The sequence below is a fragment of the Ruegeria sp. AB10 genome, from assembly GCF_056542745.1.
This window is the reverse complement of sequence record NZ_JBQGAI010000001.1, coordinates 317,123-341,283: the sequence shown is the minus strand read 5'-3', so window position 1 is coordinate 341,283 and position 24,161 is coordinate 317,123. Positions and strand designations below refer to the sequence as shown.

Here is a 24,161-nt window from a genome sequence, read left to right as displayed (position 1 = left end):
AAATACCGAATGCCCAGTGCTCCGCGTCTCGTTGCTGCAATCTGTCTGTTGATGGTGGCCTTCGTCGTTTCAGGTATGATCATCGACAACGGCGAAGACGGTAAGGATTACGGCGCGTTCACGACGGTCAACATGATCATTGGATTGGTGTGTGGCTGGATGATCATGGGCAAGAGGGTTGGCCGGGGCTGGACCGGAGCGGTCAACAACGGGTTGACAGGTATTGCCGCGCTTGTGTTCTGGGGTCTTTTTGTTCAGGGCTGCAATCAAATGATCCAACTGGCCATGCGCCATCGGTATGATGGGCCGTTCGAGGCGCTAATCTCTATTTTCAAGATCGGTGTCGATTACAGCAGACTTCTGCTGGCACCGGAAATTCTGTGGACTTTGGTGATCGGAGCACTTATCGCCGGTCTTGCAACCGAAGAAGCCAGCCGCCGCTGGCGGTAACCCTCTGGAATTCAGCGCGAGTTTCTCTTTAGTGTCCGATTTGTTCTTTTACGGCACGCTCAGGCACCAGCCTCTGCTTGAGCTTGTGCTGGGCCGCCCCTTGTCGAAACTGAGAGTTTCGCAGGCCAGCCTGCCGGATCACGCGGTTTATGGTGTTGCCGGGCAGGCCTTTCCGATGATCGTGCCGGAAAAAGGCAGTAAGGCCGAAGGTTTGCTGGTACAGGGCTTTGGGCCCGAGGAACTCAGGCGTCTGATCTACTATGAAGGTGGGTTTGAATACGACCTCAGCCCTCGCTATGTGGAACTGGCTGATGGGGCAGAAGCGGAAGCCAGCGTATTCTACCCTGAGCCTGACCTTTGGTTCCCCGATCAGCCGTGGTCGCTGCAGGAATGGGTTGATGAGTGGGCCGAAGTGACCTTGCTGGCCGCACAGGAAGAGCTTGCCTACTATGGCAGGGTCGATGCGACCACGATTGCCCGCAACTTCGCGCCGATCCGCACCCGTGCCTGGGCCCGTCTGGCCGCGCGCAAGCGCCGGACCGGCGATCCGCGCGACACGGCCAAAGACGTCATCGTCCAAAGCCACAAGCGTGCCTATGTAAACTATTTCGGCGTGGAAGAACTGGAGGTGCAGCACCGGCAGCATGACGGGACGATGGGGCCTGTTTTGCAGCGCAGCGGGCTGATGCAGGGGGCCGCCGTGGTCGTTCTGCCCTATGACCCGGTCCGCGACACGGTTCTGCTGGTCGAACAGTTCCGCGCGCCGGTGTTTCTGATCGACGATCCCGAGCCGTGGATTTGGGAGCCGGTCGCCGGCATGATCGACCCCGGAGAAACTCCGGAACAGTCCGCTTATCGTGAAGCACAGGAAGAGGCTCAGGTGACGCTGGACGCATTGGAATATGCGGGCGGGGCCTATTCCTCGAGCGGGTCGTCAACCGAGTTTGTTTACCTCTATGTCGGGCTGGGTGATCTGACCCGGACGATCGACAATGGCGGGCTGGCCTCGGAAGGTGAGGATATCCGCACGCAAATCCTGCCCTATGACACCTTTATGCAAAAGGTGGACAATAACGAATTCAAGGATTTGCCCCTGTTGTCGCTGGCCAACTGGTTGGCCCGGCATCGTGACCGTCTGCGAGGGTGAGGATCGCCGCTTGTGGTTGTCGCACGGCATCTGTAAATCTTCGTTGATACGTAATGATATGAGGGCGCCATGCGCATTGCACGAGACCTTGCCGACGCAGTCGGGAAAACACCGCTGATCCGGCTGAAGCGCATCAGTGAAGAGACCGGGTGCGAAATTCTGGGCAAGGCCGAGTTCATGAATCCGGGTCAATCGGTCAAGGATCGCGCGGCGCTTTACATCATCCGCGATGCCGTTGCGCGGGGCGAACTGAAGCCAGGCGGAACAATTGTCGAGGGCACGGCGGGCAATACCGGCATCGGTCTGGCGCTGGTTGGTGCGTCGATGGGGTTCAAGACGGTGATCGTGATTCCGGAAACCCAGTCGGAAGAAAAGAAGGACATGCTGCGTCTGGCGGGCGCGCAATTGGTGCAGGTTCCGGCCGCACCATACCGCAATCCGAACAACTTTGTGCATTACTCGCGCCGTCTGGCCGAGGAACTGGCGCAGACCGAACCCAACGGCGCGATCTGGGCGAACCAGTTCGACAACGTGGCCAATCGTCAGGCCCATGTCGAAACCACCGGCCCGGAAATCTGGGAGCAAACCGGCGGCAAGGTCGATGGCTTTGTCAGCGCAGTGGGCTCGGGTGGGACGCTGGCCGGTGTGGCCGATGCGCTGCAGCCCAAAGGGGTCAAGATCGCTCTGGTCGATCCGATGGGGGCTGGGCTTTATTCGTACTACACCACCGGTGAGATCGCGATGGAGGGCAGCTCGATCGCCGAAGGTATCGGGCAGGTGCGCATCACCAAGAACCTCGAAGGGTTCAAGCCGGACTACGCGTATCAGATGACCGACAACGAAGCGCTGCCTTACATCTTTGACCTGCTGCGCGACGAAGGCCTGGTCATGGGCGGTTCAACCGCGATCAACATGGCCGGTGCCGTGCGTCTGGCCAAGGATTTGGGGCCGGGCCATACCATCGTGACGATCCTGTGCGACTATGGCACGCGCTATCAATCCAAGCTGTTCAATCCCGAATTCCTGCGTGAAAAGGAACTGCCGGTGCCGGATTGGATGACCGAAGCCCCGCGCAGCATTCCCGGCGTGTTCGAGGACGTATGATGCTGCGGCAGGTCCGCCTGTTTCTTGCGCTCTTTCTGGTTTGCTTTGCCATGCTGGGCGGCCCCCTTGCCGCCGAGCTATCCGATCAGCAAAGCGAGTACTACCAGAAGTGGCTTGCAACGGCGGACCGCGCCGAGACCGAAATCGAAGCCGACCGGACTTCGAACGCGGCGCTCGAGAATTTGCGGTCCGAAATCCACACCTACCGTGAAGATTTCAACCGCGCGCGCAGCGCCAACACAGATCGCATCCAGACTCTAGATGCTCAGATCAAGGCCCTTGGACCGGCGCCCGAAGGTGACGCGACCGAGCCCGAGGAAATTGCCCGATTGCGGACTCATCTGGAGGACCAACTGACCAGCCTGCAGGTTCCGCGGATCATCTCGGAGGAAGCTTTCAGTCGCGCCAATGGCCTGATCAGCGAGATCGATCAGTTGCTTCGCGACAGGCAGAAGAAAGAGCTGCTGGAACGCGGGCCATCCCCGATGAACCCGACATATTGGGGCCCGGCCTGGACCGACCTTGTCGACTCCGTGCGCGGCCTGATCGGTGAATCTGCGCAAAACCTGCAGGCCAATATAGTTCAGGACCGTCTGAGAGATCGCGGCCTTGGCATCCTGTTCCTGACCCTCGCCGCGGGTGTATTGCTGTATTACGGGCGCTATTGGTCCGAGGCTGCGGGCGAATACCTGCGCAGCCTTGGCGGGCGCGGCATTGGTGTCTGGTCGTTTCTGGTATCGCTGCTGCGCATCCTGCTGCCCTGGCTGGGGGTCTGGCTGATGGTGCAGGCGGTCATCATGACCGGTCTTCTGGGGCTGCGTGGCACATTGCTGATCCAGAACGTACCGTATTGGGCCGCCCTTATCTTTTACTACGACTGGATCGGACGTCAGCTGTATCTGACGCAGGCGGCACAGGGCTTCAATCGCCTGTCCCGTAAGAATGTTACCGAGTTGCGGGTGTATCTGGACATTCTGGCGATCTTTCTGATCGCGTATGAATTCGGGCTGCTGTTCGATCAGATCGAGAATATCTCGGACGCGACCCGGGCAGTCATCAGCTTTCCGGTGGTTTTTGGCACCGCTATGATCCTGCTGCGTATCCGCCGCATCCGGGCCAGCAAGCCGGTGGTGGATGACGTCGAGGCAAGTGAAACGCCCCGCAGTGCCGGCCTAACGCAGATCGTGGAATTCCTGCGCCGGGCTCTGTTCCTGCTGGGGATTGCCAGCCCGATCCTGGCGCTCGTCGGCTATACCAATGCAGCCGAAGCGATTGTCTTCCCCGCAGTGAAAACGCTGGTTCTGTTTGCGGCTTTGGCGATCTTCCATCGCTTCCTGACCTCGGTCTACGGCTGGCTGAGCGGGCAGGGCGAGTCTGCGCGGGATTCGCTGTTTTCCGTACTGGCCGGTTTTGTCCTTGCCATCCTGACCCTGCCAGTTCTGGCGCTGTACTGGGGCGCGCGGCAAACCGACCTGCTTGAGGTCTGGTCGCGGCTGCTGCTGGGGTTCGATATCGGTGGCGTCACGATTTCGCCCAGCAATTTCTTTACCTTCCTGGTTGTGTTCGCAATCGGCTATGGCCTTACACGCTTGCTGCAAAGCGGGCTGCGCAATTCGTTGCTGCCGAAAACCAGCATCGATCCGGGTGGGCAGAACGCGATTGCGGCCGGCACCGGATATGTCGGGATATTTCTGGCGGCGCTTATTGCCATCATGGTGGCCGGGTTCGACCTGTCGTCGCTGGCTATCGTCGCGGGTGCGCTGTCGGTTGGTATCGGTTTCGGCCTGCAGACCATCGTGTCGAACTTCGTCTCGGGCATCATCTTGCTGGTCGAACGCCCGATCTCGAAAGGGGACTGGATCGATGTGAACGGGATGATGGGCTATGTGCGTGACATCTCGGTGCGGTCCACGCGGATTGAGACGTTTGACCGGACTGATGTGATCGTTCCGAACTCGGACCTGATCAGCGGTGTGGTCACGAATTATACCCGCGGCAACACTATCGGGCGGGTCATCGTGCCTGTGGGTGTGGCCTATGGCACTGACACCCGCGTGGTCGAGAAAATCTTGGGCGAAGTGGCGAACTCGCACCCGATGGTGCTAGCGCATCCGGCCCCCAGCGTGGTGTTTCAGGGCTTTGGCGCGGATTCTCTGGATTTCGAGATTCGCGCCATTCTGCGCGATGTGAACTGGGTGCTGTCGGTGAAATCCGACATGAACCACGAGATCAACCGCCGTTTTGTCGAGGAAGGTATCGAGATTCCCTTCGCACAGCGTGATGTCTGGCTGCGCAACCCCGAGGCGTTGCAGGGGCAGCCCTCAGCGCCGCAGCAGAAACCTGAGGTCGAGACCACAAAACCGGCGTCAAATCCGCCGTCCTCTGCTCCTGTTGACATGACCGAGGCTGATCTGGGTGACGGGGGCGGCGACGAGATTTAACCGCGTCTGCAGCGGAACTGCGGAAGGTTGAATTTTCGCTTTAATCGCCCCTTGCAAATCCCCCGGCGATGGTCCAAATATCGCGCCCACGGAGAGGTGGCCGAGTGGTCGAAGGCGCACGCCTGGAAAGTGTGTAGGCGGGAAACCGTCTCCAGGGTTCGAATCCCTGTCTCTCCGCCATACCCCACATTTTTTTGCAGCAGCACGACCGATATCAGACCGAGCGTGTGATGCCCCCGTCGACGCGGATGTTCTGGCCGGTGATGTATGCGCCACCGTCCGAGGCAAGAAAGGCCACGGTGGCGGCGATCTCGTCATAGGCCTTGCCATAGCGTTCCATCGGAATGCGCGCTTTCCATTCCGGGTTTTCCGGCAGGCTGTCGATGAACCCCGGCAGCACATTGTTCATGCGCACATTGTCGGGGGCGTATTTGTCGGCGAACAGCTTGCTATAGGCTGCAAGCCCGGCCCGCATGACGCCCGAAGTTGGAAACACCGGGTCCGGCTCGAACGCGGCAAAGGTCGAGATGTTGATGATCGCGCCGGATTTCTGTTCGATCATGATGGGTGCAAAAATCCGCGTGGCGCGTACGGCGTTCAGGAAATAGACCTCCATCCCTTCGTGCCAGTCTGCGTCGCTGATCTCCAGAACCGGCGCGCGCGGGCCGTGGCCGGCCGAATTCACCAGCACATCCACGCGCCCCCATTTGTCCATGACTGCATCCATCAGATGCTGCATATCCGCGCTGGACCGGTTTGTGCCGGTCATACCAATACCGCCAAGCTCGGCCGCCAGAGCTTCGCCCTTGCCCGAAGACGACAGAATGGCGACGTTGAACCCATCGGCGGCCAGTCGGCGCGCGCTTTCTGCGCCCATGCCGCTGCCACCGCCCATGATGATCGCAACTTTCTTATCAGCCATGTTTGCCCCCATTCAGTTGGTGTCCCTAATCTGTCGTCAAAATGGGGCAGGACGCGGCGTTTGACCAATCAGTAATTCTGCCTTAACCCTGTAGAATAACTATTGAGTAGGGCGCGTGAACTATGCGCAAACTGCCGCCTTTGAACGCGCTCAAGGCTTTTGAGGCCTCGGGGCGCCATCTGAATTTCAGCCGGGCCGCCGAGGAGCTTGGCGTGACGCAGGGTGCCGTCGCTCAACATGTGAGATCGCTTGAAGAGTTGTTGAATATCAAACTATTCGACCGAAAACACAGAGGCTTGTCCTTGACAGATGAGGGTCGGAAATACCTTACTCCGATCCGCCGTGCCTTTGACATGATGGCTGAGGCAACGGCCAACCTGTCGCCGCAGGACGTCGTTGCTACAATCAGTACGACACCGTCTTTTGCTACACGCTGGCTGGTGCCAAGGTTGGGGGCATTCGCGCGGGATCATCCGGAAATCCGGCTGCGTTTGGACGCGTCGAACGCGCTGGCGAACTTTCAGACGGATGGGGTGGATATCGCGGTGCGGCAAGGGAAGCCGCCATTTGGGCCGGGGCTGATCGCCGAGCCATTGTTTGCCGCCGACCTGATCGCGGTGTGTCATCCCGATTTGGCTTTGGAGGGCAGGATCCGGTCACCCGCAGATTTGCTTGGCCATACCCTGCTGGAAGACACACATGGGCAGTGGCCCCTGTTTCTTGAGGCGGCATTGGGAAAGGCACCGCCAGCCGGATTGAAGACGATGGCGTTCAGCCAGACTTCTCTGGCCATCGATGCCGCGATTGCCGGGCAGGGCGTGGCGCTGGCCAACCGTGAATTTGTCGAGGACGATCTTCGGGCAAAGCGTCTGTGCCAGCCGGTCTTGTTTTCGACCGCAGTGCAGGAGGGGTATCATGTCGTCGCCCCACGCGCGCCCAGAAATCCCCGGATCGTTGCCGACGTACGTGCGTGGCTGCTTGCGCAGGTCTGAGAAAACCGGCGCCACGATGGGCGAGCAACCCGATCAATGCCGCAGGAAGGGCGTATTGCTGCCATATCCCGGGTGCAAAATTGCGGCAGAATTAAGCGCGGCCATCCTCATCGCGGGTTTTCGGGTCGGGTTATGTGTCGCAACGGTAACGACCCCCCGAAATTTCGCGTCGGCCAATTAGCGAAAGCCGATTGTTGAGATATCAAGAGCCGCAACCATAAGTGAAACAAAAAAGCACGAGCAGCCAGTTCCGAAAACCGCGACCTGATCGCGGGGGTCGGACACAAATCTCGGTCGGAGGTTCAATGTTATTGTCCGTTGTCGTTCCCTGCATGAACGAGGAGGCCTCGATCCCCATGCTGGTCGAGCGCTTGATCGCTGCAACCGACGCTTGGAAGGGCGACTCCGAGATTGTGCTGGTCGATGACGGTTCGACCGATGACACATGGAACGCGATTTGCGCGCAGTGCCGGGAGCATTCCGCGATCCGTGGTCTGAAACTGTCAATGAACCGCGGGCATCAGGTGGCCCTGACGGCCGGGCTGATGGCGGCCAAGGGCGAGCGGATTTTCATGCTCGACGCCGATTTGCAGGACCCGCCCGAGTTGTTGTCGGACATGATGGCAATGATGGATCGCGGCTATGACGTGGTTTACGGGCGCCGCAGCGAGCGCAAGGGGGAAAGCTGGTTCAAGAAGGTCACCGCGCACGGGTTCTATCGCGTGCTAAACCGGCTGTCCGATGTGCCGATTCCCAACGATACCGGCGATTTTCGTCTGGTGACCCGGCGAGCGCTGGACGCGGTGCTGCAAATGCCCGAACGCGCGCGGTTCATCCGTGGGATGTTCGCCTGGGCCGGGTTCCGGCAGATCGGTATCGAATATATCCGCGATCCGCGTGTGGCGGGCGAAACCAAGTACCCGCTGTCCAAGATGATCCGGTTTGCCTTTGATGCGCTGGCCAGTTTCTCGATCAAGCCGCTGCAGATCGCGACGCGGATGGCCTTTCTGACCCTGATCGTTGCCGCCTTGATGGGCGTCTACGTGTTCGGGTCGCTGATCCTTTACAACACGGTCGCAGGTTGGGCCTCGACCGTTCTGATCATCAGCTTTTTCTCGGGTATTCAGTTGCTGACGCTTGGCATCATGGGGGAATATCTGGGCCGTCTTTACGTAGAGGCCAAGGGCCGGCCGCTGTTCTTCGTGGACGAGCAGGCCGGGGACGCGGTTGAGCCCGTCGTTGAGCATATTGCCAGACAGCAATGACCGAACGCCGCCGCATATTCCGTTTTGCGGTCGTCGGGACCGGGGTGGCCGCCTATTACATGGCGACGTATCTGGGCCTGCTGCACCTGCTGGGTTCGCCCTGGATTGCCAACCTGCTGGCCTTTGGCTCGGCAATCCTGATCCAGTATGTCGGCCAGACCGCATGGACTTTTGGCAAACCTCTGGCGGCCCCGGCGCAGTTCGGGCGCTTTCTTTGCATGATCGGGGTCGGGCTGGTTGTGTCTTCGGCCCTTACCGGGATCGTCGGGCCGCGCCTTGGGCTGCCCGAGACCGTCTCGGCCGCTTCGGTCGTCGTGGTCCTGCCGATCCTCAACTTTGTGATCCTTCGTCTTTGGGTCTATCGCGAGCGAAATTCAATCTAGAGATCAGTCATGTCGCACATCTATTCCAATGAGTTCTTTGACTATATCGACCAGGGCGCGCGGCGTTCGGCCAACAGCCTGATCCGGTGTCTGCAGTCGTGGATCAAACCGGAAAGCGTGGTCGATTTCGGATGCGGCCGGGGGGTCTGGCTGTCGGAATGGTCGGCGGCTGGCAGTACGGATATCGCAGGCGTAGACGGCGATTATGTAGACCGCGAACGGCTGGCCATCCCGGCGGATGCGTTTTACGGAAAGGACCTTGTCCAGCCGATTGATCTGGGCCGGCGCTTCGATCTGGCCCAATCGCTGGAAGTCGGAGAGCACCTGCCGCATGAGGCCTCGGTTAGCCTAGTCCAAAGCCTTACGACCCATGCGGATCTGGTCCTGTTTTCGGCGGCGGTGCCGGGGCAGGGTGGCGAATTCCACATCAACGAACAGCCGCTTTCGTTCTGGCAAAATCTGTTCGCCGAACGCGGTTACTCCGCCTATGACTGCCTGCGTCCCGAGTTGTTCGACGACACCAGCATCGAGCCCTGGTATCGCTACAACTCGGTTCTCTACGCCAATGACGCAGGCGCCGCGAAACTGCCGCCCGAAGTGCTGAAGACCAAAGTTACCGGTGCGCTGAAAGAGGTGGGCTCTTTCGGCTGGAACCTGCGGAAGATGGTCGTGCGCCGTTTGCCGCGCACAACCGTCACGGCGATCGCGCAGGCGCGGGCATCGATCATTGCGCGTTCATACGGGGGGAAGGAATGAGTACCCGACCGCTGGGGCACGAGTTTGCACGTCTGTTCGTGCTGTGCTTTTCGGTGATGATCCTGGCGTATCTGCCGTTGATCGAAGACCCGTTTGTCCGGCACGACGATTTTCCGGCGCTGCTGGGCACGCGTACGGCGGCCTTGCTGAAGACGCTGGATGAGGGGCGCTGGCTGAACTACTGGTGGCAGTTCCGGCCGTTTTTCCTGCCATCACCGGTGCATCTAGTCCTCTACCTGACAGGATGGTCGCTTTTCTCAGCTGCTACGGCGTTGAGCCTTTTGGATCGCGACGTTGATGGCTGGTACAAGGGGTTTCTTGCCATTTTCGTGGCCCTCTCGATCCCCGCGTATCTGATGTCCTTCTGGTTCAATACCCTGCTGCCGGGTGTCTGGGTGGTCGCGCTATTTGCCGTGGCGGTCGTGTTTCTGCGGCATCGCACGGTGCTTGCTCTTTTGGTCGTGGCGGTGCCGTTGTCCTTTATGGCCTATACGACCTATCCGTTTCTGCTGCTTACGCTGGTTCTGTTGTCCCGCAAGGCGCCCAAAACCTACAAAAGCATGGCGATCACTCTGGGTTTATTCGTTGTCAGCCTCGCTCTGGGTGTGCTGGCGGTCTACTCGCTGAACTACATCTATCACGGGGTTTTCGGCATTCCGGTTGCCCAATGGCGCAACCCGACCGAGGTGCATTCCTTTGCCGATCTGATGGCGAATATCGAAAAGCAGAAGGTTTTCCTGCACAAGTCCCTCGACCAGATGGGTGGGGGTGTTGCCAAGCACGGTGTCGTCATTCCGCTTATGTTCCTGGCAGCCTGGGTGGCCTTGTTCGTTTGGAACAGGTTTGTTGCCGTCGCCGTTCTTGCGGCCGCTCTGGCCGGGCTGGCACCGCTTGCGGGCAAGGCCCTGATGTCCGGTGTTCAGGTGCCGCTTCGGACTCTGGGTTGGGTTTGGATCTTGTTTGGATTCTGCATTGTCTCGGTTGCCGTCCACTTGTCGAAGTCCAGCGACAGATGGATGAGTCTTTCCCGCATCGCGATCGTGTGCGTGTTGTTGTTCAACATCCTGGCAATCGCCAAAACCTCGTACCTGGCCTTCCCGCCGTGGCAGGACACGACCCGAGAGATGGCCGGTTCTGTGCCGGAAGGGACTGAAACCATTTATGTCTACGGCGACTATATGGCGGTTCACGGCGCGCAGAAGGCGGCGATTCAGCAAACCCGGGGTTTGCGTCTCAGGCTGGCCTATCTGACAGGGGCCACGGTGTTTATCTGCGATGACAAGCCAAAGGGTTGCATGGATGTAGAACCGCCTTTCGACTTGAAAGGTCAAGAAGATGATCCGGTCGTCAAACCTGTGGGGCAAGATGTTTTCATTCTGCTGCCCGCACCCGACGCCGTTTCCTGAGACGGTTTGACGCCTGCCCCTTCCGACAATGCGGGGCGGGCAAAAGGTCAATTGTAACGGAAATAAGAACGTTTTATGAAGGGGGCTGATTTCAGAACCATCGCCCTGACAGGCGTGTGTTTTTCGTGAACAGGACCCGGTAAGTATGATTGACCTGAGTGGCCTCACGCCCTTGCGGGAAAGCCGCAATTACAAGATTTTCCAGCACCCAGAACTTGAGGGTGAGCTTTTGAAGGTCCGCATTGATGAGCCGGAACGCAAGCACGTGCTGCCGCGCTATTCGGAATGGCGCTATGGCAACCTTCGGCAGTGGAATCGCGAGGCGAACGAATACCTTGCCGCGCTGAATCGCGGATGTCCGGAAATCGAACGTCTGGCGCGGTTCGCAGGCTATGCTCCGACCTCATTGGGGCCGGCGATCGTGGTGGAAAAGCTGACCGGCCCGGACGGCGGGCTGGCGCCGACTATGCAATCTGAACTGGTGGCGTTTAAAAACGACCAGTCAGCGCGGAAGCGGCTGCACCAAGAGTTCATGGAACTGCTGGACGATCTGGAGCGGGGCCAGATCATTGTCGGTGACATGGGGTTCGAAAACATCGTTCGCGCGCATGAACGAGGAGGAAAGCTGGTCATCATCGACGGTCTGGGCGAAAGGGTGATGTTCCCGCTGGCCCTGTTCAGCAAATGGGCTTTCCACAAATCGATCCAACGTCGCCGAGAGCGGATGACAAAGGGGTTCAGGCTGGACGTCCCCTGACAAAGCGCCGGGCTCAGCCTGCGATGCGCAGGGGTACGGCGTTTTCGACCTCTTTGCGGATTTCTTCGATCAATGCCATCGCCGCAGGGTTCCGGCGTTTCAGGTGCGTTCGCGCGACATAGGCAATGCCGGGCGGGTCGGGGAACAGATCGGCGATGATCTCCATATCCGGGGTGACATGCAGGCCGTTCAGCAGGGCCACACCCAGCCCCGAACGCACCGCCGACTGGATACCGGCGGCACTTGGGCATTCCAGAACACTGTCGATCCGATGCGGCCCGTGGCGCAAGCCCCATTGCCGAAAAAAACACTGGCTGTCGAAGGCCAGGAACGGCACCGGGGCGGTGAGGTCGATGCGATACTCCGGCGATTTGACCCAATGCAGATCATCCTCGAACAGGATCAGGTCGTCGGGTGACACGTCCTGGCGAAAGATCTGCATGACCGCAACGTCCAGTTCTCCGGCCTTGAGCCAGGCCTGAACGTTCAGGCTTTGGCTGGTGCGAGTCCGAACCTTAACGTCGGGGTAGAGTCGCGTGAACCGTCCCAGTATTCGGGCGATGCCGCTGGTGGTGGTGTCTTCGGTCATGCCCAGCCGGATGGTGCCGGACAGGGGTTTCTTGCCCAGGGCCGCCAGGGCCTCGTCATGCAATTCAGTGATCCTGCGGGCGTATTCGCACAGCCGCTGACCGGCATCGGTGAAAAGTGGGCCTCCGGCGCGGCGGGCCAGAAGATCGCAGTCCAGCGCCTGCTCCAACCGCCGGATCTTGTGGCTGACCGCCGATTGCGACAGCGCCAGATGTTCCGCCGCCCGCGTCACGCCGCCATGGGCCGCGATGGCAAGCAAGGCCCGAAGGGCATCAATCTCCAGACGTTCGTTCATTGGTGCCTATGACAAAATAAGATGGTGGAATGAAAATCATTCATTTGAGTCACATTCTAGCGGCGGTTTAGTCATGTGAAAAGACAAATCACCGGAGACCAACCATGTCACATCTCGTCACCGACCATGCCCTGATCAACAATTCCCGCATCGCTTATGGCGTTCATGGCGCAGGCGAGCCCGTCGTGCTGATCCACGGCACGCCGTCCTCGTCCCATATCTGGCGCAACGTGCTGCCGGAACTGGTCGAGGCCGGCTACAAGGTTCATGTCTATGACCTGTTGGGCTTTGGCCTGTCCGAGCGTCCATGGGACCCGTCAGTTGATACATCGGTCACCGCACAGGTTCCGATCCTTGAGGGGTTGCTGGACTTTTGGGGGCTGAATGACCTGCACGTGATCTCGCACGACATCGGCGGCGCGATAGCCCCGCGGTTCGCGGTTCAGTCGCCTGACCGGGTGCGGTCACTGACCATGATCGACGTCGTCAGCTTTGACAGCTGGCCCTCGAAGCGGACCAAAGAGCAGATGCAATTGGGCTTGCAGCCTTTGATCGACGCACCGCACACCCAGCACCGAGAGCATTTTCGCGAGTGGTTATTCTCGGCCGTGGCAAACAAACAGCGCTTGGCCGATACCGCGCTGGAAACATATCTGGATTTTATCAGCGGACCCATCGGGCAAGGCAGCTTGTTCCAGCACCAGGTCCGTCACTACGACCCCAAGCACACCAACTGCATCGAATATGCCAAACTCGGCGCATTGCCGGTTCAACTGATCTGGGGGGCGGATGACGCGTGGCAGGTGGTCGATTGGGCGCATAAGCTGCACGACACCATTTCGGGGTCGGAGTTGCACATTCTGAAAGACTGCGGTCACTTCGCGATGGAGGACCAGCCGGAACAGATTTCGGCCCTGCTGGTCGACTTTCTCAAGCGGAAAGGGTGAGGCATGGCACAGATCGATACCTCTCGCCGCGGCCTGACGAATGTGTTTGAGGTCACCGGATCGGTGCTGGCCATGGCTTACGCTCTGCTGATCGCGTCGAATACCGGGGCGGAGCTGCTGGGCTTTGCACTGCTGCTGTTGTCCGCAGGTCTGTTCGCCGCTTGGGCGCTGATTGACCGGCGCTGGACCTTTCTGTTGCTGCAGGGGTTCTATGCGACCTCGGCCGTTATTGGGCTGATCCGCTGGGCGTAAACTTCGCATAGGGCTGGTGCAGATTTCCTGCTAGGACAGCCCTATGCGCATGGATGACAGAATCGAGATCGGCTTTCTGCTGTTTGACGGCTTTCCCATGGCCTGTCTGACTTCGGTGATCGAGCCATTGCGGGCGGCCAACGAAATCGCCGGGCAACAGGCGTTCTGCTGGTCGCTGATCTCGGAGCACGGTCAAAAGGTTCAATCCAGCGCCGGTGTCGGGTTCGAGGCTGAACGGTCGCTGGCCGACTGCAAGAACATCGATGTTCTGTTTCTGCTCAGCAGTCCGACCTCGGTCTTTGACAATCCGACGGCCGGGAATGGAGTGCTGCGCAGTCTTGGGCGGCACGGCACTGTACTTGGTGGGATCAGCGCCGGGGTTTTTCCCTTGGTGAGGTCCGGGGTGATGCAGGGTCATCCGGTTTCAGTCCATTGGTGCTATGAGGCCGCGTTCGAGGCCGAATTCCCCGGCATGGATGCCCGCAGCGAAGTGATCGTCCGGAACGCCAACCGATACACCGTGTCCGGGGCTGCGGCAGGTTTCGATCTGGCGCTGCATCTGATTCAGGACCGGTTGGGTGGCGACGTGGCGCATGAGGTCGCCTGTTGGTTCCAGCATCCGATGATGCGCGGGGCAGGGGTTCGACAGCAGGTGCCCAGCGCCAATGCGCCGGGTACTGGCGACAGCCTGCCGCCACTGGTGTCGCGTTGCGTCGCGCTGTTCGCGGCGCATTTGAGCCAGACGATTTCGATCGCGGACGTGGCGCAGCGGACGGGTGTCACGCCTCGCCAGATCGAGCGCGCCTTCAAGCAGGCAACGGGCCAAAGCCCCAGCCACTATTACCGCGCCATGCGCATGAAGGCGGCACGGCAGATGGTGGTCTATACCAAGGACCCGATCCCCGAGATTGCCGAGGCCGTCGGATACAGCTCGGTCTCACCTCTGGTTACCCATTACCGCGCGGCCTTCGGGCTTAGCCCCAGCGAGGATAGACGCCGCATCAACCGTTTTCGGGTCGAGGACAACGCGCCCTTACCGTCGGTCTGAGGGCTGTTTTACAGCGCCGCGCGCATTGCCGTGACGATGGCGTGGTGCAGCGACCCTGCCGAGGATCGCGGGCCGTATATGCTGACCATCTCGGGCGTTCGGCACAGCACGAAACAGCCCAGATGATGGATCGCACACCGCGCGGCGCTGCCCTCATCAAACTTGCGCAGATCAAGTTGGCACAGCAGTTCCAACACCGCTTTGATGTCTTCACCGCTCAGATCGAACCGCGCCCACGCGTCCGTCTGTTCCGTCACCGAAGCCGCATCCCCGACAACCGCCTTGACCTGATCCGCGAGGTCTTGGTGGCTATCATAGGGGGCTTCGATCATCCATTGATCCGGCCCGGACCAAAACGCGTTGACCGCCGCGCCAGCCCAACGGCCAGCTTCCGGCGGGCGCGCGTCAATCAGCTGGGCCAGCGCCTCGGCAGCTTTGGTTTCCAGCCCTGCGCGCGCAGCGACCGACGCTAGCGCAACTTGGGGGACTTCGGTGCATGTGACGCCCCCAACAGAGTCCACACGCGGCTCAGACCCACCCAGGGCGGTTATCGCAACAAGATCATGCACGCAGACGCTCTCCTTCAGGGTCGACGAAATGGGCCGAGACGAGTTCCACCTCAACCGTCAGATTGGTCAGGGGAGAGACCAGCCGCATTTTCTCACCCAGCCTTGCCGCCCCGTTTTTGACCAGACCCAGCCCGATATTGCTGTTCAGTATGGGCGAATAAACGGCCGAGGTGACATAGCCCTGATCATGAACCGCATCGACAGGGCCATCGGCATTCATCAGATGTCCACCCGCGGTGATCTTGTCCTCGGCCTGCAGAGGTTTGATCCCCACAAGCCGCAGCCCATCCGGTTCGACCAGTGCTTCACGTTCCGAGAGGACCGAGCCGATGCTGTCTTTTTTCTTCGACACCATCTTACCCAGCCCAAGGTTCAGCGCCGTGGTGGTGCCGTTCAACTCGTTGCCTGCCGCGTGGCCTTTTTCGACCCGCATCACGCCCAGTGCCTCGGTGCCGTAGGGGACAACGTCAAACTCCTCGCCCTCATCCATCAGACGCCGCATCAACGCATCGCCATAGCGCGAGGGGACGGCGATCTCATAAGCCAGCTCGCCCGAGAACGAGATCCGGAACAGCCGCGCCCGCAACCCGCCGCAGACGGTGATGTTGCCACAGGCCATGAAGGGGAATGCCTCGTTCGAGATGTCGAACTCGGGGTCGACGATCTTTTGCAGCAGCTTGCGCGCGTTCGGTCCGGCCACGGCGTATTGCGCCCAGGCCTCGGTGGTCGAGATCAGCTGAACGTCCATGTCCGGGCACAGGCATTGGCGCACGAATTCCATGTGGCGATAGACACTCACGGCATTGGCTGTGGTCGTGGTGACGACGAAATGATCCTCGGCCAGCCGCGCCGCGGTACCGTCATCCATGACCATTCCGTCTTCGCGCAGCATCAGGCCATATCGGGTTTTACCCACGGCCAGTTTTGCAAAGCCGTTGGCATAGATGCGGTTCAGGAACTCGGCTGCATCTGTGCCCTGCACGTCGATTTTGCCCAGCGTGGTGCAGTCACACACCCCGACAGAGGCGCGGGTCTGGCGCACCTCACGGTCCACCGATTGCCGCCAATGCGTCTCACCGGGTTGGGGAAACCACTGCGCGCGCAGCCAGTTGCCAACCTCGACAAACACCGCGCCGCGCTCTTTGGCCCAATAGTGCGAAGGCGTCAGGCGGGTCGGGTGGAAGTCCTGCCCCTTCATACGACCCGCGAAGGTGGCGATTGGAACCGGAGTGTAAGGCGGGCGGAAAATCGTGGTGCCGACCTCGGGGATCGACTTACCGGCCACTTCCGCCATGATCGCCAGCCCGGTGATATTCGAAGTTTTGCCCTGATCGGTCGCCATGCCCAGCGTGGTGTAGCGCTTCAGGTGCTCGACCGAACGGAAACCCTCCTGATAGCTCAGCTTGACGTCCTTAACGGTCACGTCATTCTGCTGATCCACCCAGGCGCGTTTGCAGCCCTGCACGTACCAGAAAGGTGTTTGCGTGACCGGAGCGTCCTCGGCCTCGGGCAAATCGGGCAGGGCGCCTATCAAGCCCAGTGCCTGGGCCGCCCCTTCGGCACCGGATTGCAGGGCACCGTGGGTTGACATGATCCCGTTCGCGGCGCCTGCGACGGACATGCCCACGGGCAGGTCGGAGCCGGGGACAAAGGCGGCCAGAGCTTCGTTCCAAACCGGGCGTCCGCGTTGGTGGCAGGTCAGGTGGACGTTCGGGTTCCAGCCGCCGGACACGCCCAGTGCGCCGCAGTCCAGCGTGCGGGTTGATCCGTCCGGCATCGCAACTTCGACAAAGGCCAGCCCAAGGCGCCCTTTGGTGTCGACGACTTGCGCGCCTTTCAGAACTTCATAGTCATAGCTGGTAGGAGCGTCCTCTCGTACATCCACAACGGCGGCGATCTTGACGCCCTTGGAGTGCAGATCGGCGGCGGTGTGGTGGCCGTCGTCGTTGTTGGTAAAGATCGCCACGCGGTGCGACGCCGTGGCTGCGAACCGGTTGGCATAGGTCCGCAAGGCGCTTGCCATCATGATGCCAGGCCGGTCGTTGTTTTCGAAAGCGATCGGGCGCTCGGTGGCCCCGGCGCAAAGCAGCGCCCTTTGCGTATAGATACGCCACAGGATCTGGCGCGGCTTGCCTGCGGGCAGGGTGGGCAGGTGGTCCCCGGTCCGTTCCACCGCGCCGTAGATACCGTGGTCGAATGCGCCGATCACGGTTGTGCGCGGCATCAGGCGGACGTTGGGCATCGAAGACAGTTCCGCCACCGCCTGCGCGGCCCAGTCAGAGGCGCTGCGGTCGCCGACCGCAAAGGTCTCGCTGTTCAAACGCCCACCAAGAGCGAAGTCCTCATCGGCCAGGATGACATCGGCGCCAGCACGACCCGCGGTCAAGGCCGCCATCAGGCCGGCTGGCCCGGCCCCGATGATCAGTAAATCGCAGTGACGGAAGCCCTTGTCGTACTCGTCCGGGTCGGCCTCCATCGACAGAGAACCCAAGCCAGCAGCGCGACGGATTATTGGCTCGTAGAGCTTTTCCCAAAACGCCGCAGGCCACATGAAGGTCTTGTAGTAGAACCCTGCCGACAGGAAGTTTGAGAACATATCGTTCACCGCCAGCGTATCGAATTTGAGGCTGGGCCAGCGGTTCTGTGAATAGGCCTCCAGCCCGTCGAACATCTCAATCGTCGTGGCACGCGTGTTGGGTTCCTTGCGGGCACCGGTGCGTAACTCGACCATGCCGTTGGGTTCCTCTGACCCTGCGGTCAACAACCCACGCGGACGGTGATATTTGAACGACCGCCCGATCAGACGCACATCGTTGGCCAGCAGGGCCGAAGCCAGAGTGTCACCGGGGTGGGCGGTTAAGTTGCGCCCGTCAAAACGGAAGGTCAGTGAAGTGCTACGGTCGATCTGGCCGCCATCAAGCCTGTTGCTCTGCGTCATTTGGATCGCCCCCGCGCGCGGGCCACATCACGGGCCAGTTCCACCTTTGAAATCTCGTGCGTCAGCGTGTTGCGCGTAACGACCAGCCACGAACGGTCTCCGGCCTCGTGATACCACAGCTCTTGATGCTCACCGGCGGGGTTGTCGCGCAGATAGCCGTATTCATAGAACGCATCGGCCGCGTTTTCGGCCTGCCAATCAGGGCGGTCGATCATGGATGCGTCGCCCAGATAGGTGAATTCCGAGGCGTCGCGCGGGCCTAGAAGGGGATGGTTGATAATCATGGAACAGTCCCCTCAGTGCAGGTTGGGCTGGTTGCCCACACCTTTTTCGTCGATCATCCGGCCCGTCTTGAACCGGTCGAGGCGATAGGCGGTGGCGACCGGGTGCGGTTCGTCCTTCGCCAGAAGATGTGCAAAGCAATGGCCCGAGGCCGGGGTCGCCTTGAACCCGCCGTAACACCAGCCGCCGTTGAAATAGAGCCCCTCGACCGGGGTGCGGTCGATGATGGGCGAACCGTCCATCGACATGTCCATAACGCCGCCCCACATCCGCAGCAGGCGGGCACGACCGATCATCGGCATCAGGGCCATGCCGCCTTCGCAAACATCCTCGACCACCGGCAGATTGCCGCGTTGGGCATACGTGTTGTAGCCGTCGATATCGCCGCCAAAGACCAGCCCGCCCTTGTCAGACTGGCTGACATAGAAGTGGCCCGCGCCAAAGGTGATGACGCTGGGCAGGACCGGTTTCAGGCCCTCGGATACAAAGGCCTGCAGGACGTGGCTTTCGATGGGCAGGCGCATCCCAGCCATTCCCATCACACGGCTGGAACTGCCGGCAACCGCGCAACCCACTTTGGTCGCGCCGATGAAGCCCTTGGTGGTCTCGACGCCCAGGCATTTACCGTTCTCGATCCGTAGACCGGTCACCTCGCAGTTCTGGATGATATCCACGCCGTGCATATCTGCCGACCGGGCAAAGCCCCAGGCCACCGCGTCGTGGCGGGCCGTACCTGCACGTCGCTGCACTAGGCCACCCTTGATCGGAAAGCGGGCGTCGTCGAAGTTCAGATAGGGGTGTTCCTTGCGCACCTGCTCGGCATCCAAAAGCTCGGCATCCGCGCCGTTCAGGATCATCGCGTTGCCGCGCCTTGTATAGGCGTCGCGCTGGCCGTCGGTGTGGAACAGGTTGATGATCCCGCGCTGGCTCATCATGGCGTTGTAGTTCAGGTCTTGCTCAAGCCCTTCCCACAGTTTCATCGAGAACTCGTAGAACGGTTCGTTCCCGTCCAGCATGTAATTCGAGCGGACAATGGTAGTGTTCCGCCCGACATTGCCGCCACCGATCCAGCCCTTTTCGACCACGGCCACATTGCGCTGACCGTAAACCTTGGACAGGTAATGCGCCGTGGCCAGCCCATGACCACCGCCACCGATGACGACGATGTCGTAATGCGCCTTGGGCTCGGGCTCGCGCCAGACCGGTTTCCACCCTTTGTGGCCGGTAAGCGCCTCTTTGATGACTCGAAAGCCGGAGTATCGCATGAATCGGACCTTTTTTGCCAGAATTCACTATTATGAGCGGTTTGAACATCCTCAGATGCGACATCAGTTTGATTGAATCAGACTTGGTGATGCGTCTCTTTGCGTTGAATATCGGCAAACCACTGCACAAAGGCATCGACCTCGGGCGAGCGGCGCTGCACCGCCAGAAAATACCCTTCGCTGGCCGGGGCAGAGGCATCTGATGCAAGTACGACCTGACCGGTCTGCAGGGCGTGATCGGCGATCAGAGCGTTGACCAACGCGACGCCGTTGCCTGTCGTGGCAAGGTGCAGAGCAAGGCCGTAGGAATCGACATAGAACGCAGGGGCGCCGACCGGCAGATCGGTCGCTTCGGCCCACGACCCCCAATTGTCCGACGTACCAACGGTTCCGATAAGGGGAAGGTCTGGCAGGCCACCCGAAAGGTGCGGTGCTTTCACCGCGATCAGGTGATTTGGTTGCAATGCCGTTGCATCCCGCCCAACCTGCTTTTCCGAACCGAACCGTATTTCGACATCTGCGCGTGAGGCCGCGAACTCATCCGGCCAGATTGTACTGACGAACCGTACGGACGTATCAGGGTTCTGTTGTTGAAACCGGGGCAAGGCCGGGGAAATCACCCATTCCAGCACACTGACCGAGGCCGCAACGGTAATATGCCGCGCCCGTTCCTCGGCCAGATAGGGCGAGGCGGCAGAGTGCAGCATCTCAAGCGCGGCTTCGACCTGCGGCAGCAGCTTGCGGCCTTCGTCGGTCAGGGACAGCCCGCGCGCATGGCGGTGAAACAGAACCACCCCCAACCGCGTTTCCAGCGATCTGATCTGCTGGCTGACGGCGGATTGCGTCAGCCCGATCTCCTCGGCGGCGGCGGTCGAACTGAGCCGTCGGGCCGCTGCTTCGAACGATCTGAACCACGTCAGCGGGGGCAGGGATTTCGACATTGGTAACCTACATATTAGAGTCACTAATACCTAAGACCGAAGTTCTTTCGTTTGTCAAAGCGACCCCTGGGCGAGGATAGTTTGTCAACGACAGAAAAGGGGGCGCTCGTGGAGCCAAGTATTCGGAAAATCGTGACCTATGACGAAGAGGTTCTGGTCGAAGGATTTCGCAAGGCCGAGCGCCCGTGGCGGATGTTTGCGGTTGCGGCTGTGGTTTCGAACCCCTGGGCGGGTCGCTATGTCGAAGATCTGCGGCCCGAAATTCTGAGCTTTGCGCCGATTCTGGGCGAAGAGCTGACCAGCCGGATGATCGCGTTGGCGGGCAGCGGCGACGCCATCGAAGCGTATGGCAAGGCCGCGGTGGTGGGGCTGGACGGCGAAGTCGAGCACGCCTCGGGCCTGATCCACACGCTACATTTTGGCAATCATTTCCGGCAGGCGGTGGCGGCGAAATCCTATCTGTCTTTCACCAACACGCGTGGCCCTGCAAACGCGCCGATCATGGTCCCGTTGATGGACAAGAACGATGCGGGTCGCCGGTCTCACTACCTGACGCTGCAGTTCGCCATTCCCGATGCACCGCGCGCGGATGAGGTGGTGATCGTGCTGGGTGGCGCAACCTCGGGTCGGCCCCACCATCGCATTGGGGACCGGTATCAGGATTTGAAGGATCTGGGTCATGACGTGGACAACCCGGCCTCGGTCTGAATACGGCGAACTGGCCGCGATTGACGCGGGTACAGGGCCGCTGGTCGTTCTGCTGCATGGCGTTGGCTTACGGGCCGAGGCGTGGGGCGCACAGATCGAGCCGTTGGTGTCCGCCGGGTTTCGCGTGCTGTGTCCGGATATGCCCGGGCATGGCGACACACCGTTCTCTGCAGTCGATGGGCTAGACAGTTATGCCGCGCCGGTTGCTGCGTTGATACAGGAACCCGCGGTACTGATCGGGCATTCGATGGGGGCTCTGATTGCGACCTACATTGGGGCCTCGGGAAACCTCAACATCAAAGGCGTTGCAGCCCTAAATGCGGTTTTTCAGCGGCCGGAAGCAGCCCGAAAAGCGGTCCTGTCGCGCGCGCATGCGCTGGACGAGAAACATCCAAACGATCCGACGGTCACTCTGCAACGGTGGTTTGCCGAGGATGCATCGGCGGAACGCGAAACCTGCGCGCGTTGGCTGCAAGAGGTCGATCCGCGCGCCTACAAGGCGGCCTACACGGTGTTCGCCGAAAGCGATGGTCCGACCAAGGCGCAATTGGCCGCAATAAAATGCCCGGCCTTGTTTCTGACTGGCGCGGATGAGCCGAATTCAACCCCTCGAATGTCGCGCGACATGGCCGGGCTGGCACCCAAGGGACGGGCCGAGATCATCCCGAACGCCGCGCATATGATGCCGATGACCCATGCGGATGCGGTCAACGCCAGCCTGTTGCGCTTTCTGCAGGAGTGCTTGCCATGACGACGCTTGACCCACGCGCCCTGCGCGATGCCTTCGGCAGCTTTATGACCGGTGTAACGGTGGTGACAACACGCGATGCGACCGGTGCTCCGGTCGGGTTCACGGCCAATTCCTTTTCCTCCGTGTCCCTTGATCCGCCGCTGTTGCTGGTCTGTCCGGGCAAGTTCCTGTCCAGCTACGAAGTCTTCACCGGTTGTCGGCACTTCGCCGTCAACATTCTGGCTGAGGGTCAGCAGGAGGTGTCGAACACCTTTGCCGGATACAAGGGGGATCGGTTCGCGAAAGTGGCCCACCGAAACGGAGTGCACGGCCTGCCACTGATCGACGGAGCACTGGCGCAGTTCAGTTGCGAAACCCATCAGGCCATCGCGGCGGGCGACCACACTATTCTGATGGGGCAGGTGCTTGAGTTCACGCACGCCGCGGGTGACGGCCTTGGTTATGTAAGCGGCTCGTATTTCAGCCTGGGTCTGGAACGCGAGATGGACTCGAAAGTGCCGACGCTTTGCGGGGCCATCATCACGTCCGGTGACAAGGTTCTGCTGGAACAACATGACGGTCGCTTCCGCCCGGTTCAGGTCGCCGGTGCAGAACCCGGTGGCCAGCGAAACAGGCTGGCACAAGGACTGGCCGAGCGTGGTATCCCTGTGCGGATCGATCAGGTTTACTCCGCGTTCAACGATGCCGACACCAAGCTGCACTACACGTTCTTTCTGGCCTCGGCCGAACAGGCCGCGCCGACCGAAAATACCCGTTGGGTCGCGGTCGAGGACCTGCCCAACCTGACCTATGCCACCCCCGGCATTCACCACATGATGACCCGCTTTGCGCGCGAGGCTCAGACCGGCGATTTCGCCCTGTATCTGGGTGACGCCGAACGGGGCGACATTCACAGTTTTCGCTAAAGGAGCCGGATGATGGAGTTTTCTCTGTTTGCCCATATGGAGCGTCTGACGCCCGACCAGCCGCATGACGTTCTCTATGATGAATTCGTCGGTCTGGCGAAAATGGCCGACGACGGCGGGATGCGCGCGGTCTGGACGGGTGAGCATCACGGGATGGAGTTCACCATTGCACCCAACCCGTTCCTGCCTCTGGTCGATCTCGCGCATCACACCAAGAATGTCCGTTTGGGCACGGGGACGGTGATCGCGCCATTCTGGCATCCGATCAAACTGGCGGGCGAGGCCGCAGCGGCGGACCAGATCACAAAGGGCCGCATCGAATTGGGGGTCGCACGCGGCGCCTATTCTTTTGAATACGAGCGTTTGGCACCCGGCATGGATGCGTGGGAGGCCGGGCAAAAAATGCGCGAATCCACCCCTTTGCTGCCGAAGATCTGGGAAGGCGATTGCGCGCATGAGGGCGAGTTCTATTCCTTCCCGGCGACGACTTCTGCCCCGAAACCGCTGCAGGATGGTGGACCTCCGATCTGGATCGCGGCGCGTGATCCCAACAGCCACGAATTCGGCGTCCATAACGGGTTCAACATTCAGGTCACACCGCTGTGGCAGGGAATGGAAGAGATCGAAACGCTGATGGGCCGTTTCAACGATGCCTGCGCCAGCTATGCCGGGCCGCGCCCCAAGATCATGCTGCTGCACCACACCTATGTCGGCAAGGATGATGCTGATGTAGCGCAGGGGATCGAGGATTTGCGGCGTTATTACAATTATTTCGGCGCGTGGTTCCTGAACAAACGACCCATTCAGCAGGGGCTGATCGAACCGATCTCACCCGAGGAAATGGACGCGAACCCGATGTACACAACCGAGAAACTGGGCCGTGACCTGACCGTCGGCACCGCGCAGCAAGTGATCGACCGGATCAAACGTTACGAGGATCTGGGCTATGATGAGTTTTCGTTCTGGGTCGACAGCGGCATGACCAACGACCGCAAACGCGCCTCGCTGGCGCGGTTCATCGACGACGTCATGCCAGCTTTTCAGTGAGG

The 24,161-nt window shown here is 60.4% G+C and carries 24 protein-coding genes and 1 tRNA gene; 18 read left to right on the top strand and 7 right to left on the bottom strand.

The window, feature by feature from the left end; genetic code table 11:
• The first annotated feature begins 9 nt into the window (after positions 1-9).
• The 5 genes from ACR0NT_RS01730 to ACR0NT_RS01710 all read left to right on the top strand — a co-directional run bounded on the left by ACR0NT_RS01730 (position 10) and on the right by ACR0NT_RS01710 (position 5,322).
• A complete protein-coding gene (locus ACR0NT_RS01730; protein ID WP_170442224.1) occupies positions 10-450 on the top strand; it encodes a TrgA family protein in 441 nt (146 codons plus the stop codon).
• Between the two features lie 31 nt (positions 451-481).
• Positions 482-1,597, top strand: coding sequence for an NUDIX domain-containing protein (locus tag ACR0NT_RS01725; protein ID WP_170442227.1), 1,116 nt, complete (start codon positions 482-484; stop codon positions 1,595-1,597).
• Between the two features lie 69 nt (positions 1,598-1,666).
• Positions 1,667-2,701: a cysteine synthase A gene (locus tag ACR0NT_RS01720; protein ID WP_170442230.1), complete on the top strand. Its 1,035-nt coding sequence runs from the start codon at positions 1,667-1,669 to the stop codon at positions 2,699-2,701.
• A complete protein-coding gene (locus ACR0NT_RS01715; RefSeq protein WP_170671176.1) occupies positions 2,701-5,142 on the top strand; it encodes a DUF3772 domain-containing protein in 2,442 nt (813 codons plus the stop codon). The genes ACR0NT_RS01720 and ACR0NT_RS01715 overlap by 1 nt, the downstream gene beginning before the upstream one ends.
• Positions 5,143-5,232: 90 nt before the next feature.
• A tRNA-Ser gene (locus ACR0NT_RS01710) sits at positions 5,233-5,322 on the top strand.
• Positions 5,323-5,356: 34 nt separating this feature from the next.
• Here ACR0NT_RS01710 and ACR0NT_RS01705 read toward each other — a convergent pair.
• On the bottom strand, positions 5,357-6,064 hold the full coding sequence (locus ACR0NT_RS01705) for an SDR family oxidoreductase (protein WP_170442237.1): 708 nt from the start codon (positions 6,062-6,064) through the stop codon (positions 5,357-5,359).
• A gap of 122 nt (positions 6,065-6,186) precedes the next feature.
• Here ACR0NT_RS01705 and ACR0NT_RS01700 point away from each other — a divergent pair, with 122 nt between their 5' ends.
• From ACR0NT_RS01700 to ACR0NT_RS01675, 6 genes are all read left to right on the top strand, one after another.
• On the top strand, positions 6,187-7,056 hold the full coding sequence (locus ACR0NT_RS01700; RefSeq protein WP_170671178.1) for a LysR substrate-binding domain-containing protein: 870 nt from the start codon (positions 6,187-6,189) through the stop codon (positions 7,054-7,056).
• A gap of 305 nt (positions 7,057-7,361) precedes the next feature.
• Positions 7,362-8,321 (top strand): glycosyltransferase family 2 protein, encoded by a 960-nt coding sequence (locus ACR0NT_RS01695; protein WP_170671180.1) that lies wholly within the window; start codon positions 7,362-7,364, stop codon positions 8,319-8,321.
• Complete coding sequence (locus tag ACR0NT_RS01690; protein ID WP_170671182.1) at positions 8,318-8,704, top strand: GtrA family protein; 387 nt, start codon at positions 8,318-8,320, stop codon at positions 8,702-8,704. The genes ACR0NT_RS01695 and ACR0NT_RS01690 overlap by 4 nt, the downstream gene beginning before the upstream one ends.
• Before the next feature lie 9 nt (positions 8,705-8,713).
• Positions 8,714-9,460, top strand: coding sequence for a methyltransferase domain-containing protein (locus tag ACR0NT_RS01685; protein WP_170671184.1), 747 nt, complete (start codon positions 8,714-8,716; stop codon positions 9,458-9,460).
• On the top strand, positions 9,457-10,866 hold the full coding sequence (locus ACR0NT_RS01680; protein ID WP_170671186.1) for a protein-tyrosine phosphatase family protein: 1,410 nt from the start codon (positions 9,457-9,459) through the stop codon (positions 10,864-10,866). Before ACR0NT_RS01685 ends, ACR0NT_RS01680 begins: the two co-directional genes overlap by 4 nt.
• Before the next feature lie 145 nt (positions 10,867-11,011).
• A complete protein-coding gene (locus tag ACR0NT_RS01675) occupies positions 11,012-11,623 on the top strand; it encodes a YrbL family protein (RefSeq protein ID WP_170442254.1) in 612 nt (203 codons plus the stop codon).
• 13 nt (positions 11,624-11,636) lie between these two features.
• Here ACR0NT_RS01675 and ACR0NT_RS01670 read toward each other — a convergent pair whose 3' ends face one another.
• Positions 11,637-12,506 (bottom strand): LysR family transcriptional regulator, encoded by an 870-nt coding sequence (locus ACR0NT_RS01670; protein ID WP_170671188.1) that lies wholly within the window; start codon positions 12,504-12,506, stop codon positions 11,637-11,639.
• A gap of 104 nt (positions 12,507-12,610) precedes the next feature.
• Here ACR0NT_RS01670 and ACR0NT_RS01665 point away from each other — a divergent pair, with 104 nt between their 5' ends.
• Genes ACR0NT_RS01665 through ACR0NT_RS01655 form a run of 3 tightly spaced genes read left to right on the top strand, consistent with a single transcriptional unit; the run spans position 12,611 to position 14,753 of the window.
• Positions 12,611-13,453, top strand: a complete 843-nt coding sequence (locus tag ACR0NT_RS01665) for an alpha/beta fold hydrolase (protein WP_170671190.1) — start codon at positions 12,611-12,613, stop codon at positions 13,451-13,453.
• A gap of 3 nt (positions 13,454-13,456) precedes the next feature.
• Positions 13,457-13,705 (top strand): hypothetical protein, encoded by a 249-nt coding sequence (locus tag ACR0NT_RS01660; RefSeq protein WP_170671193.1) that lies wholly within the window; start codon positions 13,457-13,459, stop codon positions 13,703-13,705.
• Positions 13,706-13,754: 49 nt separating this feature from the next.
• Positions 13,755-14,753, top strand: a complete 999-nt coding sequence (locus ACR0NT_RS01655) for a GlxA family transcriptional regulator (protein WP_170671195.1) — start codon at positions 13,755-13,757, stop codon at positions 14,751-14,753.
• An 8-nt stretch (positions 14,754-14,761) separates the two neighbouring features.
• Here ACR0NT_RS01655 and ACR0NT_RS01650 read toward each other — a convergent pair whose 3' ends face one another.
• From ACR0NT_RS01650 to ACR0NT_RS01630, 5 genes are all read right to left on the bottom strand, one after another.
• Positions 14,762-15,322: an aminomethyltransferase family protein gene (locus ACR0NT_RS01650; RefSeq protein WP_170671197.1), complete on the bottom strand. Its 561-nt coding sequence runs from the start codon at positions 15,320-15,322 to the stop codon at positions 14,762-14,764.
• On the bottom strand, positions 15,315-18,260 hold the full coding sequence (locus ACR0NT_RS01645) for a sarcosine oxidase subunit alpha family protein (RefSeq protein WP_170671199.1): 2,946 nt from the start codon (positions 18,258-18,260) through the stop codon (positions 15,315-15,317). Before ACR0NT_RS01645 ends, ACR0NT_RS01650 begins: the two co-directional genes overlap by 8 nt.
• Positions 18,257-18,544: a sarcosine oxidase subunit delta gene (locus tag ACR0NT_RS01640; RefSeq protein WP_170671201.1), complete on the bottom strand. Its 288-nt coding sequence runs from the start codon at positions 18,542-18,544 to the stop codon at positions 18,257-18,259. The genes ACR0NT_RS01645 and ACR0NT_RS01640 overlap by 4 nt, the downstream gene beginning before the upstream one ends.
• A gap of 12 nt (positions 18,545-18,556) precedes the next feature.
• Positions 18,557-19,807, bottom strand: coding sequence for a sarcosine oxidase subunit beta family protein (locus tag ACR0NT_RS01635; RefSeq protein WP_170671203.1), 1,251 nt, complete (start codon positions 19,805-19,807; stop codon positions 18,557-18,559).
• Between the two features lie 77 nt (positions 19,808-19,884).
• On the bottom strand, positions 19,885-20,748 hold the full coding sequence (locus tag ACR0NT_RS01630) for a LysR family transcriptional regulator (RefSeq protein WP_170442279.1): 864 nt from the start codon (positions 20,746-20,748) through the stop codon (positions 19,885-19,887).
• A 108-nt stretch (positions 20,749-20,856) separates the two neighbouring features.
• Between ACR0NT_RS01630 and ACR0NT_RS01625 the strand changes: the two genes are divergently transcribed.
• The 4 genes from ACR0NT_RS01625 to ACR0NT_RS01610 are packed head-to-tail and all read left to right on the top strand — an operon-like array spanning position 20,857 to position 24,159.
• A complete protein-coding gene (locus ACR0NT_RS01625; RefSeq protein ID WP_170671205.1) occupies positions 20,857-21,456 on the top strand; it encodes an amino acid synthesis family protein in 600 nt (199 codons plus the stop codon).
• Entirely contained in the window at positions 21,428-22,207 is a 780-nt protein-coding gene (locus ACR0NT_RS01620; protein WP_170671207.1) for an alpha/beta fold hydrolase, read from the top strand. Before ACR0NT_RS01625 ends, ACR0NT_RS01620 begins: the two co-directional genes overlap by 29 nt.
• Complete coding sequence (locus ACR0NT_RS01615; protein WP_170671210.1) at positions 22,204-23,112, top strand: flavin reductase family protein; 909 nt, start codon at positions 22,204-22,206, stop codon at positions 23,110-23,112. The genes ACR0NT_RS01620 and ACR0NT_RS01615 overlap by 4 nt, the downstream gene beginning before the upstream one ends.
• Before the next feature lie 12 nt (positions 23,113-23,124).
• The gene (locus ACR0NT_RS01610; RefSeq protein WP_170671211.1) at positions 23,125-24,159 is read left to right on the top strand and encodes an LLM class flavin-dependent oxidoreductase; all 1,035 of its coding nucleotides are present in this window, start codon (positions 23,125-23,127) and stop codon (positions 24,157-24,159) included.
• The last annotated feature ends 2 nt before the right edge of the window (positions 24,160-24,161 follow it).